Below are 16778 nucleotides of genomic sequence, written 5' to 3' on the forward strand. Positions count from 1 at the left end.
CGACTCCCCCGGCATGCGCTGCCACGGGTCGTCGGGCTTGGCAGCGCGCGCCTGCGCCGCCTGTTGTTCGAACGACGAGACGCGGTCGAAGTCGATGTGCGTCTGCTCGTCTTCCGGGTACGCCCACGGGTCGATGTCGTCGAGCGCGGACGCCGCAGCCGAGGCAGCGGGTGCAGATTGCGCGGGCGCGGCTCGGTGCACGGCGTCGGCGTCCGACGTCGCCTCGCCGGCCGCGGCGCTGTGCTCGCTGGGTTCGCGTTCCGCACGCCCTGCGATCTGCGACTGCAGGCTGCCGGTCAGCAGCTGCGCCTTGATGCGCTGCTGCTGGTCAGCAGGCAGTTTGCTCAGCGGCGGCGCCACTTGGCCGTCGGCCATTTTCTCGGTCGGCGCGAGCGCCACCTGCGGACCGAACACACGGTGCACTTGGGCGCGCAGAATATCCACGACCTTCGTGGTGCCGTCCACGCTTTCGGCACTGACGGCGAGCGCGAACGCGTATTTGCTCATCGGGGTGTCGAACTTGATCCACAGGCGCGAGCGGCCGCTGCGCGGGTCCTGCGCAAGGTTGATGCGCGGCACCTTGGTGCGGTCCACGTATGCGCGCACATCCGCGGGCAGGCCGCGCACCAACGCGTCCCAACGCTCGTCGGGGCTGCCGTCGGGTTGGGCGGATTGTGCGGACTGGGCAGGCGTGCGGGCCGCCATGTCAGGCCAGCCGGACTGTACGGGTGCGGCGGACGGCTCAGGCGCGGCGTGCGGTTGGGCCGTCGGCTGCGCGGTGGACTGCGCGGGCGCCTTCTGCTGCGGTGAAGCCGGATGCTGTGCCGATTGCGCAGGCGCCGTCTGCTGTTGGGCCTTGGCCTGATTGGCGATGAAGCCGCCGTGCGGCGCGGGTTTCGTGGGATCGTCAGCGGCCGCCTTGGCGGGCGTGTTGATTGCCGCATAGCCGGTCTCGCGGCCGGCAAGCAGTTTCGCGGCGAGCAATTCGAGCCGCATGCGCGGTGAGATCGCGCCGGCCATATGCGCGAGCGCATCGTCCATCGTCTCGGCCATGGCCGTGAGCGTCGGCAAACCCAGCGCCTTGGCCTGCCTATGCAGTTGTTCGAGGTCCTCGACCGCGGCGTCGTCGCTCAGCACGCGTTCGGCCTGGTCACCGCCGAGCGTGAGCACGAGCAGGTCGCGTGTGCGCGCCAACAGGTCCTCCACAAAGCGGCGCGCGTCAAACCCGCCGACGATCACCTTCTGGATCACGTCATACAGCTTCGCGCCGTCGTGGTCGATGATCGCGTCGATCGCCGTGCCGATCAATACGTCGGGCGTGAACCCGAGCAGCGCCACAGCGGCGTCATACGAGATCTCACCGTCCACCGCGCCCACCATGAGCTGGTCGAGCACCGAAAGCGTGTCGCGCACCGACCCACCGCCCGCGCGCATCGCCAGACGCAGCACACCGGGCTCGGCCTCGATCTGCTCATGTTCGCAGATCTCCTCAAGGTACGGCCCCATCACCTCGGGCGGCACCAAGCGGAACGGGTAATGGTGCGTGCGCGAGCGGATCGTACCGATCACCTTTTCGGGTTCGGTCGTGGCAAAGATGAACATCACATGCTCCGGCGGCTCCTCCACGATCTTGAGCAGCGCGTTGAACCCCTGCTGGGTCACCATGTGCGCCTCGTCGAGGATGAAGATCTTGTAGCGGTCACGCGCAGGGGCGAACCCCGCGCGTTCGCGCAATTCGCGCGCGTCGTCCACGCCGTTGTGGCTCGCGGCGTCGATCTCCACCACGTCGATCGAACCGGGGCCGCCGGTCGCCAGGTCACGGCAGCTTTCGCAGACGCCGCACGGCTGCGACGTGGGGCCTTCCGCGCAGTTGACGCAGCGCGCCAGAATGCGCGCCGAGCTCGTCTTGCCGCAGCCGCGCGGGCCCGAGAACAGATACGCGTGCGTGAGCTTGTGTTCATCGAGCGCGCGCATGAGCGGCACGGTCACCTGATCCTGCCCGATAACGCCCGCGAACGTGTCTGGACGGTACCGACGATATAACGCTAATGCCATAATGTGCCCTGTTTCCTTCTCGCGATGATTCGCGTAGTGCTGCTACTAAAATACAGGCTGCATCACCCGTATGGGGCGCGGGCGCGGACCTGTGCACGCGGAATGCCCCCTTGCCTGCGCGTGTTGCACGGCTTCCGTGGCGGCGCATGGGCGCGGGCCGGCGCGCGCCTGCGCCGTGACATGCCGTACGAACGGCACTTGTGTGGCCACGCGCGCACGCACCTGCACGTCGTCGCCGTCCACCATGCAGGACTCGATGGCGCCGCCGTTCGCGCTGGCGATATGCCCAGCGAGAACGCACGGCGTCTCCGTTTCGCCATACCACAGCGCCTGCGCCGCGCCGACCGCGGCCAGGTCGGCCACCGTGCGCGCCTGCCCGCGCCGCAGCACGATGTTGCCGCCGGCGGCGATCAAGCCGAGCAGCAGGGCCGCCGCGCACACGAGCGCCACGCCAGCCATCGTGGCACTGCCTGCGTCGTGCGCGGCGAACTTGTTGCGCATGCGCCGCGTGGCGCGGCCGATGCTATGCCTGCCCATCTTGTTTCATCCCCACCGCGTTGCCATGCACGCTGCCTGGAATCACGTGCAGCGGATCGGACACGACTCTGCACGTTGTGGTCACGACGTACTGGTTCGCTTCGCCGGCCACCGCGACATGCACGCCGGCCCCGGCCGAGGCGCGTGCTGCGGCGACGTCGCCATCGAGCACCACGAGCTGGCGCGCCACAGCGGCCGCCGCATCCTGGCATTCCAACTGCACCACACATGCGCGGGCCGTGTAGAGCAGCAGGGCGAGCATGACCACCACGGCGGGGAGGACCACCGCGAATTCCGCGGTGGCCGCCCCCTCGTCGTGCGCCCGGAACCAGTGCCCGAGACGTTGCGCCATGTGCCGCACGGTACCGGCGCCATTGGTGCCGCGCATCGCTAGGCGACACTCAGCGCCTTCTTGACGATGTTCGTCAAGAGCGTCTTGATGGTGTCCGATTTGAGCAATGCCACGAGTATGGCCGCAAAGCCAGTGGCCGCCACAAGCACCACAGCGTATTCGGCCGTGGCGGCGCCTTCCTCCGGCTCGGTGGCCAACGTGCGCCAGCGTGCGTCGAGCATGACGGCCGCGCGCTGCGCACGGGCCGCCCAATCCCCGACCGCGCCGCTGAAGCTGTGGCGGATCGCGAGGCCATCTCCATTGATGGCGGTGAGTTCGTTCATGATGCACTCCATTCCTCAAGGTGTTCTGTATTCGGTTATATGGCGCCTCTCTTGCGGGGCGTGGGTCCACTGTGCGCCATGTGCGTCTGCGCGTCCAGCCCGAAGGGGGGCATGTGGTCGGACGGTCAGTTATCCACATTCCCTCAGCCCTGCACGAACGACATGATCGTCGGCACCACGGCGATACACAGGAACGCCGGCAGAAAACATAGGCCCATCGGCAGCAGCAGCCGCACCGAAAGCGTCGAAGCCGCGCGCTCGATGTGCATGCGTTCGAGTGTGTCCAACTGTTCAGCGGCGGCGCGCAACCGCGGCACGGCTGCCGAGCCGTCTTGCCACGGCGAGCGCAGCGCGTCGTCGAGTGTGTGTAGCACGGCGCCCAAGCCGCGCGTGCCCGGCTCGTCCGCAAATGCGCCCGCTACACTCCAGGCGTCGCCCCACGGCACGCCCTGCTCGAGTGCATCGGCCACAGCGGCGAGTGCACTGGCGCACACGGGGCCGCAACAGGCGCCCACGGTGCGCAGCGCGGTGGGAATCGATGCGCCTTGCTCAAGCGCCGCGATGACGAGCGCAATCACCAAGGTGCCCGACGGCTCCCAATCGTCGCCATGGGGCGCTCCGGCGCGCGCGTCCTGCAGCCGCACGGTCGCGGCGTGCGGTGCGGGCAGCCACCATACGGCCGCCGCCGCGCCGCACGCGGCCACCACCATCCACACCGGTCCCGTCAGCGCGATCATGGCGGTGCGCCGATCATCGCGATCATCAGCCGATGCATCCATGCGCCGCCCACGGCATAGCAGACGGAGCCGAGCAGCAGACAGCACACCCCCTGCACCGAACCGAACAGCACGCCGAGGGGATGCGCACCCAGCAATTCGCCCAATGCCACCGTGACGGCCGGAAGCCCCATGAGCATGCGCACCGTGGATTGCGGCACGGCGAACGCGTTGCGCTTGAGGTCTTCGCGCAACCGCAGACGCGCGTATGATTCACGCACCGCGTCGAAACAGCGCGCGGCCGGGCAGCCGAGCCGCTGACTGACCCCATACGCCGCGCATATGCCGTGTGCGGCGGCGCGGATCTGCGCATCGGTCTCCTCCGCGAGCCTGTGCGCCTGCAACAATGTGGCGATCGCCTCAGCGTCGCAGTCGCCGTTGGCGTCCGTCACCGCTGCGCGCGCCACGAGTCCGGGCGGCATGCCGCTGCACGGACTGGACAGCGGCGACGCGCGTGCACGAATCTGCGATGGCAGCGCCTCGAATTGGCGGCACAGCGCCTCGAGCACGCCGGCACCGCCCTGCAACGAGGCGACGATGCCCGCGAGCACCACGCTCACTCCCCGATTGCCTGAACCAATATGTGTTTCACCTGCGCTCGCACCCGGGGCCTCGTGCGCATCACGCAGCCGCGCGTGCGGCGCACGCATGCATAGCCATACGGCGGCGCCCACGCACAGCGCCGCCCACCACGCCAACCAGTTCATGCCCCGCCTCCAGACCCGCGCTCCTTCCACTGCGCGACGAAATCACTCCACGCCTCTCCGGCCACCGCGTCGCCCGTGCCACTCCACTGCGCCACCACGCGCCCACACAGGCGGCCATCCACGCATTGCACCATGCCGATCTGCGCGATGCGCCGGCATTGCGAGCCCCGTTCCAAGTGCAGCAGCACGTCGAACGCGCCGTCCGCCAACATCGCCGTCGCGCGCGGCTCGAGCCCCGCAAGCAGGCCCAAGGCGATGAGCCGCCCCGGCACGCGCGACACGGAATCCGCGTGCACCGTGGTGAACGACCCACGGTGCCCCGAATTCAACGCCCGCAACAGATCGGCCACCTCTTCGCCGCGGCATTCGCCGACCACCACGCGGTCGGGCCGCATGCGCAGCGTCGCCTTGACAAGGTCGGGCAATCCCACCTTGCCCTTGCCTTCGACGTTCGCCGCGCGCGCCACGAGCGACACCGTGTGCGCGTGCGGCACGGCATGCAGTTCGCGCACCTCCTCGACCGTCACAATGCGCTCCTCGGGCGCGCAACAGGCCAACAGTGCCTTGAGCAGTGTCGTCTTGCCCACGCCGGTGCCGCCGGTGATGAGCACATTCGCACGGCCCTGCACCAACAGCCGCAGCAGCGGCACCCACGGCGCAGGGCACATGCCCAGCCGCGCCAGCACATCCAGGTCGGGCGCCACGCGGTCGGGGAAGCGAATCGAGACCGACGCGCCATGCGGCACAATCGGCGCGACGACCGCGTGCACGCGCGTGCCGTCCGGGGCGCTCGCGTCGGCAATCGGCTGGGATTCGTCGAGCCGGCAGCCCAGTTGGGCGCACAGGCGCACGGCGAAATCACGCAGCACATGCGGGTCGTGCAGCGGAATCGCGGTGTGTGCAAGCTGCATGCCACGCCCGCAGTCTATCCACACTGCGCCGTCGCACGTCACCACCACATCGGTCACAGTGCCGTCGCGCGCGAACCGCTCGAGCGGGCCGAGCTGCAACGCCGGCGCGGTTCGCTGCGCGAGTGTTGGCGCGGACCGATACGTGCCCGGCCGCACAGCTGCTTGCATGGATTCCTGTGCTTCCGCCGGCACCATATGCCAGCCATGCTCGGGTGTCATCGCGCCCATGCGCTGTACCGCCGCGCGCCCTGACGCCGTGCGCGCCACTGCCGTATGCCCCATCGTCATCATCCACCTTTCGCACGCCTCAGTCACGCCGGCCGTCGAGTGCGCAGGCATGCTCCGCGATCGACGTCAGCTCATCGATGACCGGGCGGTTCCTGCGCGGCACTGCGCGCACGCCGAGCCCTTCCAGCACGTCGCCGCACAAATGCCCATCCGCGCGCAGCGTGCCGATCACGTCGCGCCCCAGATATGACGTGGCTTCGTCGGACGTCACCATGCCGCGCTCGCGCACCGTGCTGCGCGGCTCGACGCCCACGACCGCCACGATCTGCCCCGGCACCGCCGCCATCGGGCGCACTTCCTGCCCAATGCCGGGCGGGGTGTTGCGCTGCTCCACACTGTCCAGACCGACCTGTTCGAGCCACTCGATGTGCATCTGCGCGCGGGCGAGCCCCAGCACCGAAAGTTCGACGAACACGATGTGCGAGGCCTCCACAAGCGTGGCGACCTGTTCGATCATCTCGCCGCGGCCGGCGTCCACGACAACCGCATCGTCTTCCTGCGCGAGCGCCTGCACCGCCGCCTGCACTTCCCACCAGTCCGGTGCCTCACCCTGCCACGGATTGTGCGAAAGAACGGCCACGCCCTTCCACTTCGGCAGTTTGCGCTGCAATGCGGGGCCGTTGAGCTGGCCGAGCGGCGCGTGCACGTCGTGCCACCGCACCCCGCGTTCATGCTCCAGCCCGAGCACCACGTCGAGCCCACCGCCCGCCACGCGCAGGTCGGCGTCGACGAGCGCAGTGGACGCATGGCGCTTGGCGAGCTGCTGCGCCAATATCGCCGCCGTGAGCGTGGTGCCGATGCCGCCGCTCGCGGATGAGCATGTGATGACGTTGCGTCCGGCAACCGTCACGCACTCGCGCTCCGGCGCCGGATCGACGAGCGCCTCATGTGCCGGCGCGACCGGCGCCCAGCGCACGCCCGCACCCGAGCGGGATGCGGCACGCGCGGGCTCCTGTTGGTGCGGCACGTAGAACCGCTGCGGTTCGAGCGTCGTGCGGCGACTGCCGGGCGATTGCGAGGCATCGCGCTGTGCGAACGGTGTCTGGATATTGCCTAGGGGCATTACTGCTGTATTCATGGTTCGATTGAACGGCATGCGCACAGTGCTGGCCAAACTGTGCGGGCCTATGTGGTCGGACGGTCGACTATCCACACTTATCCACATTGTCAGTTGATCTGACGGTCCCGCAATGCCCACCTGCGGCACCAACTGCGCCCCTTGCATTGCTACGGGTAGTGCTTCTTTCGCTACGGGCAGTGCCCTTCCAAACCGCTCTTCCCTACAAACCCCCATTTTCCAACGTTTGTAGTTGGGAATCAGTCACGGAAGCACTACCCGTAGCAAAGAAGGCGCTCTTCTGCGCGAACGCAGTGGTATAAGCACGTCGGATTCGCCGCGTATGGCAGTGGAATGGTCATGGGTGTCGATGGTCAGATACCAACAGCCATATAGGTCACAATCGGCGACAGTTGATGTCTAGCCTCTAGACGCCAACAGCCATGCAGGCCATGATCGGCGACCGTTGGTGTCTAGGTTCCAGACACCAACGGTCGCCCACAGCAACTCAGACAGCAGTTCGCGGCGGAGCATAGACATCAACAGCCGCGCAAGGCGACGCCGGCACAGACACCTATTGACTGCCGTATTTCATTCGCATTATTTTACGGCTCATGCACAAAAAAGGGAAGGCCCACGCTATTGTGGGCCTTCCCTACAAGTCCAACTGCACAGAATCTCTGCACAACCTCATCGTTGCAACGGTAAGTCTTTCCAATACCCGCTCAACGTAATAATCTTGCTGATCATATACTTTTTGTGGGTCTGCTATTCAGTTGTTCTTGTACTTGTAATTATGCTCGCTATTTGCCATTCCGCAACTTGATTCAGCCAATGTTCACTAATTCTTCATTTTGTTCACTCAACTACCTAACCGCACATCGCAATGTGCCATTTTGCATGCAGAACCTACCCAAAATGTTCATTCAAACATGTTATGCGGCACCACACGGCGTGTCGTACATCCCGCTCCCCAACACCCGCCGCGCCACCCAAAATGATCCGCCACGACACCCAGCCGAGCAACCCAGACAAACGTCATGACCCTGATCCCAGAGCACGACAATCCTCGGCACGGAGCAAAGAATCGTCGCGATTGCCCGCCACCTGCGCGATATTCGTCTATAGAACCCACAGGAACGTCACCGCCAACACCACCCACACCCCATACAACACCGCGGAACTTGAATAAATAGCAAAGTTTTCGCCGTTTTCAGTGTTTTTTCGGATTCGACCCCCTAAAGTAGTGACCATGGCACAGATTTTTGACGCACCTTCAAAGGCGATTCTGCGCAGCCAGATCGCCGAACATATCGCAGAGACGGACAAGAGCGACAAACGCGAGACGCTCAACGGTGAACAGCCGCTGCCGCCCGACCGCTTCTTCGACCGTGAGCTGAGCTGGCTCAAGTTCAACAAGCGCGTGCTCGAACTGGCGCAGGACGAAGACATCCCGATCATCGAGCGCGCCACGTTCGCCGCGATCTTCGCGAGCAACCTCGACGAGTTCTTCATGGTCCGCGTGGCCGGTCTCAAGCGCCGCATCGACACCGGCATCGCCGTCACGAGCCCGTCGGGCCTGAGCCCGCGCCAGCAGATGCGCGCGATCAGCGAGCAGGCCCACCGCCTGCAGGACGAGCACGCGCACTACGTGGTGGACCACATCCTGCCCGATCTGGCGAAGGAGAACATCAAGCTGCTGGGCTGGGACAAGCTGACGATCGCCGAGCAGGAGCGCCTCTCGAAGTACTTCCGCCAGCAGGTGTTCCCCGTGCTCACCCCGCTCGCCGTGGACCCCGCGCACCCCTTCCCGTACATCTCGGGCAACTCGATCAACCTGGCCGTGCTCGTGGAGAACCCGGCTTCGGGCAAATCGCACTTCGCGCGCGTGAAGATCCCCGACAACATCAACCGACTCGTGCCGGTTGACGACATGACCGAAGACGAGGCCGACGAGGTGCGCTACGGCTTCATCACGATGGAGAACCTGATCATCGCGCATCTGGAATCACTGTTCCCGGGCATGATCATCAAGGAGGCGCGCTCGTTCCGCGTGACGCGCAACGAGGACATCGAGGTCGAGGAGGACGACGCCGAGAACCTGCTCAACGCGATTGAAAAGGAGCTGCTGCGCCGCCGCTTCGGGCCGCCGATCCGCCTGGAGATTTCCGACGAGACCTCGCCGTTCCTCTCGCAGCTGCTCGCCGACCAGATGGGCGTGACGCCGGAGGAGGTCTACCGCCTGCCCGCCCCGCTCGACGCGACGGTGCTGTTCGAGCTCGGCGGCATCGACCGGCCGGACCTCAAGTTCCGCCCGTTCGTGCCGACGACGAACCGCCAGATCGCACAGGTCGAGTCGAGCCGTGCGCAGGACATCTTCGCGGCGATCCGCGAGCGCGACATCCTGCTGCACCACCCGTACGACTCGTTCTCCACTTCGGTGCAGGCGTTCCTCGCGCAGGCAGCGGCCGACCCGAAGGTGCTCGCGATCAAGCAGACGCTCTACCGCACGTCGAGCAACTCGCCGATCATCGACGCGCTCATCGACGCCGCGCACGCCGGCAAGCAGGTGCTCGCGCTCGTCGAGCTCAAGGCGCGCTTCGACGAAGACGCGAACATCGCATGGGCGCGCAAGCTCGAGCGCGCGGGCGTGCACGTCGTCTACGGCATCGTCGGACTGAAGACGCACTGCAAGCTCTCGCTCGTGGTGCGCCAGGAGGCGGACGGCCTCAAGCGCTACTGCCATGTGGGCACTGGCAACTACAACCCGAAGACCGCGCGCCAGTACACCGACCTTGGCCTGCTCACGTGCGACCCTGTGGTGGGCCAGGACATGACGCGCCTGTTCAATCAGCTGAGCGGCTACGCGCCGAAGTCGAGTTTCCACCGTCTGCTCGTCGCGCCACGCACGGTCCGCTCCGGGCTGATCCAGCGCATCCGCCGCGAGGAGGACGCCGCGCGCGCCGGCAAAGAGGCGTGGATCAAGATCAAGGTGAACTCGATTGTCGACGAGAAGACAATTGACGCCCTGTACCGCGCGAGCCAGGCCGGCGTGAAGATCGACATCGTGGAGCGCGGCATCTGCTCGCTCAAACCGGGCGTGCCGGGCCTGTCCGAGAACATCCGCGTGCGCTCGATCCTGGGCCGGTTCCTTGAGCACAGCCGCATCTACGCGTTCGCGAATTCCGACGGCCCGCAGATCGGCGAGGGCCCGATCGCCGGCCCGGAGGTGTGGATCGGCTCCGCCGACCTGATGCACCGCAACCTCGACCGCCGCGTGGAGGCGCTTGTGCGCATCACCGCGCCTGAGCAGATCGACGAACTGATCAAGTACATCGACCTGCAGATGGCCGACACCACGTCGTCGTGGCACATGGAGCCCGACGGCACGTATGTGCGCCACTCGAAGGACGAGGAGGGCCGCCCACTCGTGGACAGCCAAGAGTACCTGATCCGCAAGCACCAGCGCAGGCCCAATCCGCACCGCTGACCCCAGCTGAATCCCGGCACCTCGCCGAGGCCGTCCGCACGCATGCGGGCGGCCTCTCACGCATTCCCCGCACAACCTCCTACAATGGGGAACCATGAGCAAACGCAGAATCGTCGAAGCGGCAGGTGGCATCCTATATCGCACGCGCGAAGGCGCGCCGGATGGCGACATCGAAGTGTGCGTGGTGCACCGGCCCAAATACGACGATTGGAGCTGGCCGAAAGGCAAACTGGAACTCAACGAGTCCCGCCGCCATGCGGCCGTGCGTGAAATCGGCGAGGAGACCGGCTGCCATGTGGCGCTCGGCCCGTTCCTGGGCGAGGTCGAATACCCGCTCGCCGACGAAGGCCGCAAAAAGCGCCACGCCAGCGCGCAGGCCAACCGCAACGGCAGCGCCGACATGCAGATCAAACATGTGGCCTATTGGATGGCCACGGTGATCAGCGACACGCGGGCGCGCCGCATGGCCACCGCGTTCGGCCCCGTGCACCGCGCCGACGCCGGCGAGATCAGCGACGTGCGCTGGCTCACAATCGCCGAGGCGCGCAAGCGGCTCACCCATTCCACCGACAAAGACGTGCTCGCGTGGTTCGTCGACCGCCTGCAGGAGGACGCGCACCACGCGCGCACGGTCCTGCTCGTGCGGCACGCCAAGGCGGAGCCGCGCAAACTGTGGAAAGGCACCGACCCCGCGCGCCCCATCACACCGAAAGGCGCGGCGGCCGCCTATGCGCTCGACCGCGAACTCGCCTGCTACGCGCCCGAACGGCTCACCACATCCCCGTGGATTCGCTGCCAGCAAACCATGCAGATGCTCGCATGGCAGACTGGATTACCCGTGGAGCTGATCCCCGAGCTGACCGAAGACGCGTTCGCCGCCGACCCAGCCGCCGCGTGGTCCGCGTTCCGCGCGCAGATCGGCGAGGCGCTCACCAGTGGCGCCACGACCGCGATCTGCATGCACCGCCCCGTCATCGGCGGCATCTTCGAGCAACTGCGCCCGCTGTGCTCGTGCAAATCCCTGACCAAACGACTCATCGCGAAGTCCCCGTACATGCCCACCGGCAATGCGCTCGCCCTGTTCGTCACCGGCAGCCCGGAGGACCCGCACATCATCGATATTCAGAAAGTGGCACCGATTGTCTACTAACGCCCCGCACTTCGGCAATGGCTCCGTGATCGCGAGCCGTGCCGCGTTCACCCACACCGGCTCGCCCCGCCCTGCACGCCCAGGCCAGCTCGACCAAGGGCTCGCCGAGAACATCGCCGGCGGCGTCGACCCCGAGCAGCTGAGCGAAGTGAGTCACGCGACCGCCTGGGCCCTCCTCAGCCATGTGCACAAGACCGACGACCCGGCCGTCGTGGCGCGCACACTGACCCTCGTGGACCATGAGGGTGTGGACGTGATCGCGGAACTGTGGAGCCACGCGGAACCCGACTCACTGCCGGGCGTGCTATGGCGCCTGTATCTGCTGCGCACATGGATGCGCCGCCAGCGTGATGCGATCGCGCGCCTGTGGCGTCTCGGCGAGCCGATCGCCACGTCGGCGTCCGCGATCGCCGGAGTGGACGCGGCGCCGACGGAAGAGGACATTGCGCGCACGGCGGATTCCATCCTCGCCGGCGCGTTCCGCGGCGATTTCGCCGTCGCGCTCGAGCGCGCCTCGACGTTCGTGGATGTGGTCGTACTCGGACTGCGCGTCGAGGCGAAACGCATGACCGCGCGCGCCTTGGCGATGGCCGACACCGACTCCCCCGTTGTCGGCACGACCGATGAGATCCACACCCTGCGCGCACAAGCGGCGCGCCTGCTGCACACCGCGGCGAACCTGCAGACCACCGCGCGGGACCTGCGGGCCGGCGCGCACCTGTGGCGCCGCGGCCAGCTCGAATAGCGGCGCGCGCTACACCGACATGGTGGTCACACCCGCGCAAATCATGTACAATATAAGACGCGTCGGGCCGTGCATAGCCCCGGGCTCCATTTTTTGCCGCTGCGAGCGGCCTTTGCGCCGACATGGCGCTTTCGCGGTCCGACGTTCTCTTTTCCCTCAGCCGCGCGTCAGTGTGCAGGCACGGGCACGTTCGGCAGTTCCTCATCGATGAACTTCATGTACGGCTTGGCCACCACCTCATTGCGGTGCGCGCTGTACCATGCGTATGACTCGCGCAGCCCCTCGGCGAGCGGAGTCGTCTCCGGCATGAGTTCGCGTTGCGCGCGCACATCGAGCTCATACTGGTAATCGCGGAAGGGGAAGAAACTGCACTGGGGCACGTTGTGCACTTCCACGCATTCGAGCGGCTTGCCCGCGGCGCGGTAGCACAGCTCGACCCATTCGCGCACACTGACCGATTCCGGATTGCCCACATTGAACACATGCTGCTGCGGCCGCTGCCCGATGATCACGTTGATGAACCGGCACAGGTCGCGCACATGGAAGAACTGCAGGCGCATCTCGCCGTCGCCCGGAAGATGGAACGTGCGCGAGGCGTCGGCGCAGTCGAAGACGAAGGCCTCGCGGTACACGTTGTTCATCGGTCCGTACAAGTACGGCGGCCGGATGATGTACGCGTTCGGAATCTGTTGGAGCACGGCGCGTTCGGCGGCGATCTTGCCTTCGCTGTACGGGCCCCACACCTCATGTTTCGTATTGAGCCCAAGCCGGCCGTTCTCGACGAATGGCTGCAGGTTAGTGGTTGGGTACACCGCGCTGGAACTGATCATCACATAGGTCTTGAAAGTGGCTGATTTCAAGGCGCGCGCCAAATCGTCCACATCCTGCGCGTTGTAGGCGGTTACGTCGATCACCGCGTCGAAATGCTGGCCGTCCAGCACATTCCCCAGTGCGTGCCGGTCGGCTTCGATGACCGTGACGCCCTCCAGCCGCTCCTTGGTATTGCGGTTGAGGACCACAACGTCCGCGCCAAGACCCGCGAAATACCGCGCGATGTACTTGCTCACGAAGACGGTTCCCCCTGTCACCAGAATCCTACGTGCCACTTCGCCTCCCCTTGTTCTCCTGTGGATTCAGACCACAGCAGAACGTACCAGATGGATGCGGGACATGGAGTCAGGGCGCCCACGATGTGGGATTGAGCAGGCCCCCATGTCATGTGATCAGATTCGCCGTTTTCGTCGCCGTTTTCGCCGTTATGGTCATTAATCGAGATAAAAAGTGACGAAAACGGCGAAAACGGCGACGAAAACGGCGAATCCAGAGAGGTAACGACACCTATCGCCACGACAGCAGGCGGCAAGACGGCAATCTTCAACCATCTCCAAACCACAATCATCCTGCATCGCATAACAAAGAGGCCCTGCATGTAGAGCATGCAGGGCCTGAAACGCCTATGCGTGACGATCACTTCTTGGCGGTGACTCTCATCACGAAGAACGAGACAACAGCGACCACGATGACCGCGCCGATGAGCGATGGGAAGATGGCCATGCCGCCGAGTTGCGGGCCCCAGCTGCCGAAGAGCGCCTGGCCCAGCGCCGAACCAGCAAGGCCTGCGATGATGTTGGCGATCCAACCCATCGATCCGCTGCGGTTCGTGATGGCTCCAGCGATGGCTCCAATGATTGCTCCAACGATAAGCGTCCAAATCCAATACATGATGTTTCCTTACGTCTTGGTTTTCAAAGTTCGGGAAGAAACCTTGAACTATCCTTCACTGTACGGGACCGCGCCATGATTTCCTTGAAATCACGAGGTTTTACGCTACTACGGCAAAATCAGGCAACGCACAGGCCGGCCAGCTATACTTCCGCATGTGCGCCGGCCGCGTAAGTGGCCCGGCCCGTCATTCACCCGTGCGCCCCTCGCATTCGGACAAAAACGCAACGCCGGTGCAAGGCGTATGCCCCACACCGGCGTATGACGGTAACCAACCCCGTGACGTCACTTGCTTGAACGCATGAGGAAGAACGAAACGACGGCAACGACAATGATCGCGCCGATGAGCGACGGGATGATTGCCATGCCTGCGAGCTGCGGACCCCAATGTCCCAGCAGGGCCTCACCGATCGCCGAGCCAACCAAGCCGGCGATGATGTTGCTAATCCAGCCCATCGCTCCACTACGACGGGTGATGGCACCAGCGATTGCACCAATAATGGCTCCTACAATCAATACCCATATCCAATGCATAATAGTACTCCTTTCCTAACGCGAAGAATGTGAATAAGTATAAATATACCAAGCCGATAATGGTGAGTATTGCTTTTTAGCTGATGGCAAGCACCGATATCTCATAGCTGAAAAGGCATGCGCGTTGACACGATTGTGCTACCCGCATGAACATCGGCGCATCGCCCGGTGTGCGTCCATCGCTGAATCAGACGCGCGCGCCATGCGCAGGCTATGCTAGGAGGTATGGAACTCCAAGTACTCAATCATCCGCTGGTCGAGCACAAGCTCACCGTGCTGCGAGACAAGAACACCCCTTCATCCACCTTCCGCGAACTCGTCTCCGAGCTCGTCATGCTCGAAGCCTACGAAGCCACCCGCAACCTTGAGGTCGTGGACAAGCCGATCGAGACGCCTGTGGCGCCGATGGTGGGCAAGACGATCGCCAAGCCGCGCCCGATCATCGTGCCGGTGCTGCGTGCCGGCTTGGGTATGCTCGACGGCATGACGCGCATGATGCCGAGCGCCGAGGTCGGATTCCTGGGCATGAAGCGCGACGAAGAGCATCCCACCCAGCAGATCACCTACGCGAACCGCTTGCCGGACGACCTTTCGGGCCGCCAATGCTTCCTGATCGACCCGATGCTCGCCACCGGCGGCACGCTCGTGGCCGCCACCCACTATCTGGCGGAAAAGGGCGCCAAAGACGTGACCGCCATCTGCATCATCGCCGCACCGGAGGGCATCAAGTTCGTCGAAGAAAACATCGACCCGAGCATCTCGTTCCGCGTTGTCGTCTGCGGTGTGGATGAAGGCCTCAACAGCAAGAGCTACATCGTGCCCGGTCTGGGCGACGCCGGCGACCGCCTGTACGGCGTCATCGACTGACACAACCTACGCACAGACGGGCTTTTCGCTGTTTGTGCCACTGTTTTCGCCGTTTTCGTCATAAATCCAACCAAAAAATGACGAAAACAGCGAAACCAGCGACATAAACAGCGAAACCCCCAATGCAAGAGCGGGCCGCGGTATTCACCACCGCGGCCCGCCCGTATTATGCGCGTATCAGCTCATAGCTGCATGTTCGGCGCGGGCAGTTCGCCCGGCACGAACGCTTCGAAGATGTAGCGGTCGAAGTACGGCATGCTCTGGCTCAGTTCGGCCGAGCTGCGCACGGTCCACGCCACGGCGAGCGCTCCCATCTTGCGCGCGAAAGCGAGCAGCTTGCTGCTGCCGTTGCGGTAGTCGTACGCCACAAAATCAGGGCGCGACATCCAGTTGAACGCGAGCTTGCCGGCGGCCCATGTTACGGCGTCGGCGCCGCCGAAGCGCACATCTTCGGCGAGCTGACCGCGGCACACATCCGGATGGTTGGACTTGTACCAGTTCATGGCGGCGGGGCTGAACGACTCCACCACATACAGGCCGCGGTACGCCTCGAGCAGATCCGCCGCGCGCGTCATGAATTCCTCGTCGCGGGCGTCCCACGAACGCGGGTTTTCGAATTTGAATTCGACGATGATCGGCACGCGGCCGTCCACCACGCGCAGCACGTCGCTGAGCAGCGGCACATGCTGGTAGTAGCCCTTCGGCGCGGTGGCCGGTGTGGCGACGGCGGACGGGTCGTCGGCGCTCGCCCCCGGCAGCAGCGGCGACTCATAGGCGCCCGGCGCTGCCGTGGGGAACAGCGGGATGCGCACGAGCTCGTCGTATGTCAGGTCGGCCACGCGGCGCGGGTCTCCCGCAACGCGCAGCAGGTCGGGGTCGTGCAGCACCACGATCTGGTTGTCGAGCGTCATCTGCACGTCGAGTTCGATGCCGTAGCCGGCGGTCGCGGCCGCGGCGAATGCGGCGAGCGAATTCTCAGGCGCGATCGGGCCCGGCTCATTCGGTGTGCCGTAACCCGCCTGCATCGCCATGCGGCGTGCGAGTGCGATGTATTCGCCGCTCTCCCCCGCGTACTGCTGGCTCAGGCCGGAGCCCGCGTCGTGCAAGCCGCGGTGCGCGTAGGGGATCTGCGGCAGCGTGGGCACATAGTTCTTGCGCTTGTTGCCGAACGTGCGCGGCGCCATCGCCCACAATCCGGCACCTGCGGCGAGCGCTCCGCCAATCAGGATTTTCTGTACGGTCTTGGCCATGTTTCCTCCTTGGG

16 protein-coding genes are annotated in these 16778 nt (G+C 65.2%); 4 read left to right on the forward strand and 12 right to left on the reverse strand.

The features are described from left to right. The 8 genes from dnaX to BPSG_RS00995 form a co-directional block, all read right to left on the reverse strand. A partial coding sequence (gene dnaX / locus BPSG_RS00960) for a DNA polymerase III subunit gamma/tau (protein ID WP_034878935.1) occupies positions 1 to 2055 on the reverse strand: 2055 nt, incomplete at its 3' end. A gap of 45 nt (positions 2056 to 2100) precedes the next feature. Beyond that, positions 2101 to 2592 carry an Rv3654c family TadE-like protein gene (locus tag BPSG_RS00965; protein ID WP_051592121.1) on the reverse strand — a complete coding sequence of 164 codons (492 nt, stop codon included), beginning with the start codon at positions 2590 to 2592 and terminating at the stop codon, positions 2101 to 2103. Beyond that, the gene (locus BPSG_RS00970) at positions 2579 to 2944 is read right to left on the reverse strand and encodes a TadE/TadG family type IV pilus assembly protein (protein WP_026644138.1); all 366 of its coding nucleotides are present in this window, start codon (positions 2942 to 2944) and stop codon (positions 2579 to 2581) included. The genes BPSG_RS00965 and BPSG_RS00970 overlap by 14 nt, the downstream gene beginning before the upstream one ends. Before the next feature lie 38 nt (positions 2945 to 2982). Then, positions 2983 to 3267 (reverse strand): DUF4244 domain-containing protein, encoded by a 285-nt coding sequence (locus BPSG_RS00975; protein WP_026644137.1) that lies wholly within the window; start codon positions 3265 to 3267, stop codon positions 2983 to 2985. A 143-nt stretch (positions 3268 to 3410) separates the two neighbouring features. After that, positions 3411 to 4004: a type II secretion system F family protein gene (locus BPSG_RS00980; protein WP_026644136.1), complete on the reverse strand. Its 594-nt coding sequence runs from the start codon at positions 4002 to 4004 to the stop codon at positions 3411 to 3413. Then, positions 4001 to 4750 (reverse strand): type II secretion system F family protein, encoded by a 750-nt coding sequence (locus BPSG_RS00985; protein WP_051592120.1) that lies wholly within the window; start codon positions 4748 to 4750, stop codon positions 4001 to 4003. Before BPSG_RS00985 ends, BPSG_RS00980 begins: the two co-directional genes overlap by 4 nt. After that, on the reverse strand, positions 4747 to 5760 hold the full coding sequence (locus BPSG_RS00990) for a CpaF family protein (protein WP_026644134.1): 1014 nt from the start codon (positions 5758 to 5760) through the stop codon (positions 4747 to 4749). The genes BPSG_RS00985 and BPSG_RS00990 overlap by 4 nt, the downstream gene beginning before the upstream one ends. Positions 5761 to 5968: 208 nt before the next feature. After that, a complete protein-coding gene (locus BPSG_RS00995; protein WP_236822946.1) occupies positions 5969 to 7027 on the reverse strand; it encodes a CpaE-like family protein in 1059 nt (352 codons plus the stop codon). 1231 nt (positions 7028 to 8258) lie between these two features. Here BPSG_RS00995 and BPSG_RS01000 point away from each other — a divergent pair. From BPSG_RS01000 to BPSG_RS01010, 3 genes are all read left to right on the forward strand, one after another. Further along, positions 8259 to 10496: an RNA degradosome polyphosphate kinase gene (locus BPSG_RS01000; protein WP_026644132.1), complete on the forward strand. Its 2238-nt coding sequence runs from the start codon at positions 8259 to 8261 to the stop codon at positions 10494 to 10496. 94 nt (positions 10497 to 10590) lie between these two features. Continuing rightward, on the forward strand, positions 10591 to 11646 hold the full coding sequence (locus tag BPSG_RS01005) for an NUDIX hydrolase (protein WP_026644067.1): 1056 nt from the start codon (positions 10591 to 10593) through the stop codon (positions 11644 to 11646). Next, the gene (locus BPSG_RS01010) at positions 11636 to 12391 is read left to right on the forward strand and encodes a hypothetical protein (RefSeq protein WP_033502341.1); all 756 of its coding nucleotides are present in this window, start codon (positions 11636 to 11638) and stop codon (positions 12389 to 12391) included. The genes BPSG_RS01005 and BPSG_RS01010 overlap by 11 nt, the downstream gene beginning before the upstream one ends. 167 nt (positions 12392 to 12558) lie before the next feature. Here the strand turns inward: BPSG_RS01010 and BPSG_RS01015 are convergent, their stop codons facing one another. From BPSG_RS01015 to BPSG_RS01025, 3 genes are all read right to left on the reverse strand, one after another. Next, on the reverse strand, positions 12559 to 13497 hold the full coding sequence (locus BPSG_RS01015; protein ID WP_026644068.1) for an NAD-dependent epimerase/dehydratase family protein: 939 nt from the start codon (positions 13495 to 13497) through the stop codon (positions 12559 to 12561). Positions 13498 to 13858: 361 nt separating this feature from the next. After that, entirely contained in the window at positions 13859 to 14113 is a 255-nt protein-coding gene (locus BPSG_RS01020) for a GlsB/YeaQ/YmgE family stress response membrane protein (protein WP_026644069.1), read from the reverse strand. Between the two features lie 285 nt (positions 14114 to 14398). Continuing rightward, complete coding sequence (locus BPSG_RS01025) at positions 14399 to 14569, reverse strand: GlsB/YeaQ/YmgE family stress response membrane protein (protein WP_425592529.1); 171 nt, start codon at positions 14567 to 14569, stop codon at positions 14399 to 14401. Between the two features lie 303 nt (positions 14570 to 14872). On the opposite strand from BPSG_RS01025, the gene upp reads away from it, so the two are divergent. Further along, the gene (gene upp, locus BPSG_RS01030) at positions 14873 to 15514 is read left to right on the forward strand and encodes a uracil phosphoribosyltransferase (protein ID WP_026644071.1); all 642 of its coding nucleotides are present in this window, start codon (positions 14873 to 14875) and stop codon (positions 15512 to 15514) included. Between the two features lie 182 nt (positions 15515 to 15696). Here the strand turns inward: upp and BPSG_RS01035 are convergent, their stop codons facing one another. Then, positions 15697 to 16764 (reverse strand): glycerophosphodiester phosphodiesterase family protein, encoded by a 1068-nt coding sequence (locus BPSG_RS01035; RefSeq protein WP_026644072.1) that lies wholly within the window; start codon positions 16762 to 16764, stop codon positions 15697 to 15699. Between the last annotated feature and the right edge of the window lie 14 nt (positions 16765 to 16778).

It is taken from the genome of Bifidobacterium pseudolongum subsp. globosum (assembly GCF_000741295.1).
GTDB classification, from domain to species: Bacteria; Actinomycetota; Actinomycetes; order Actinomycetales; family Bifidobacteriaceae; genus Bifidobacterium; species Bifidobacterium globosum.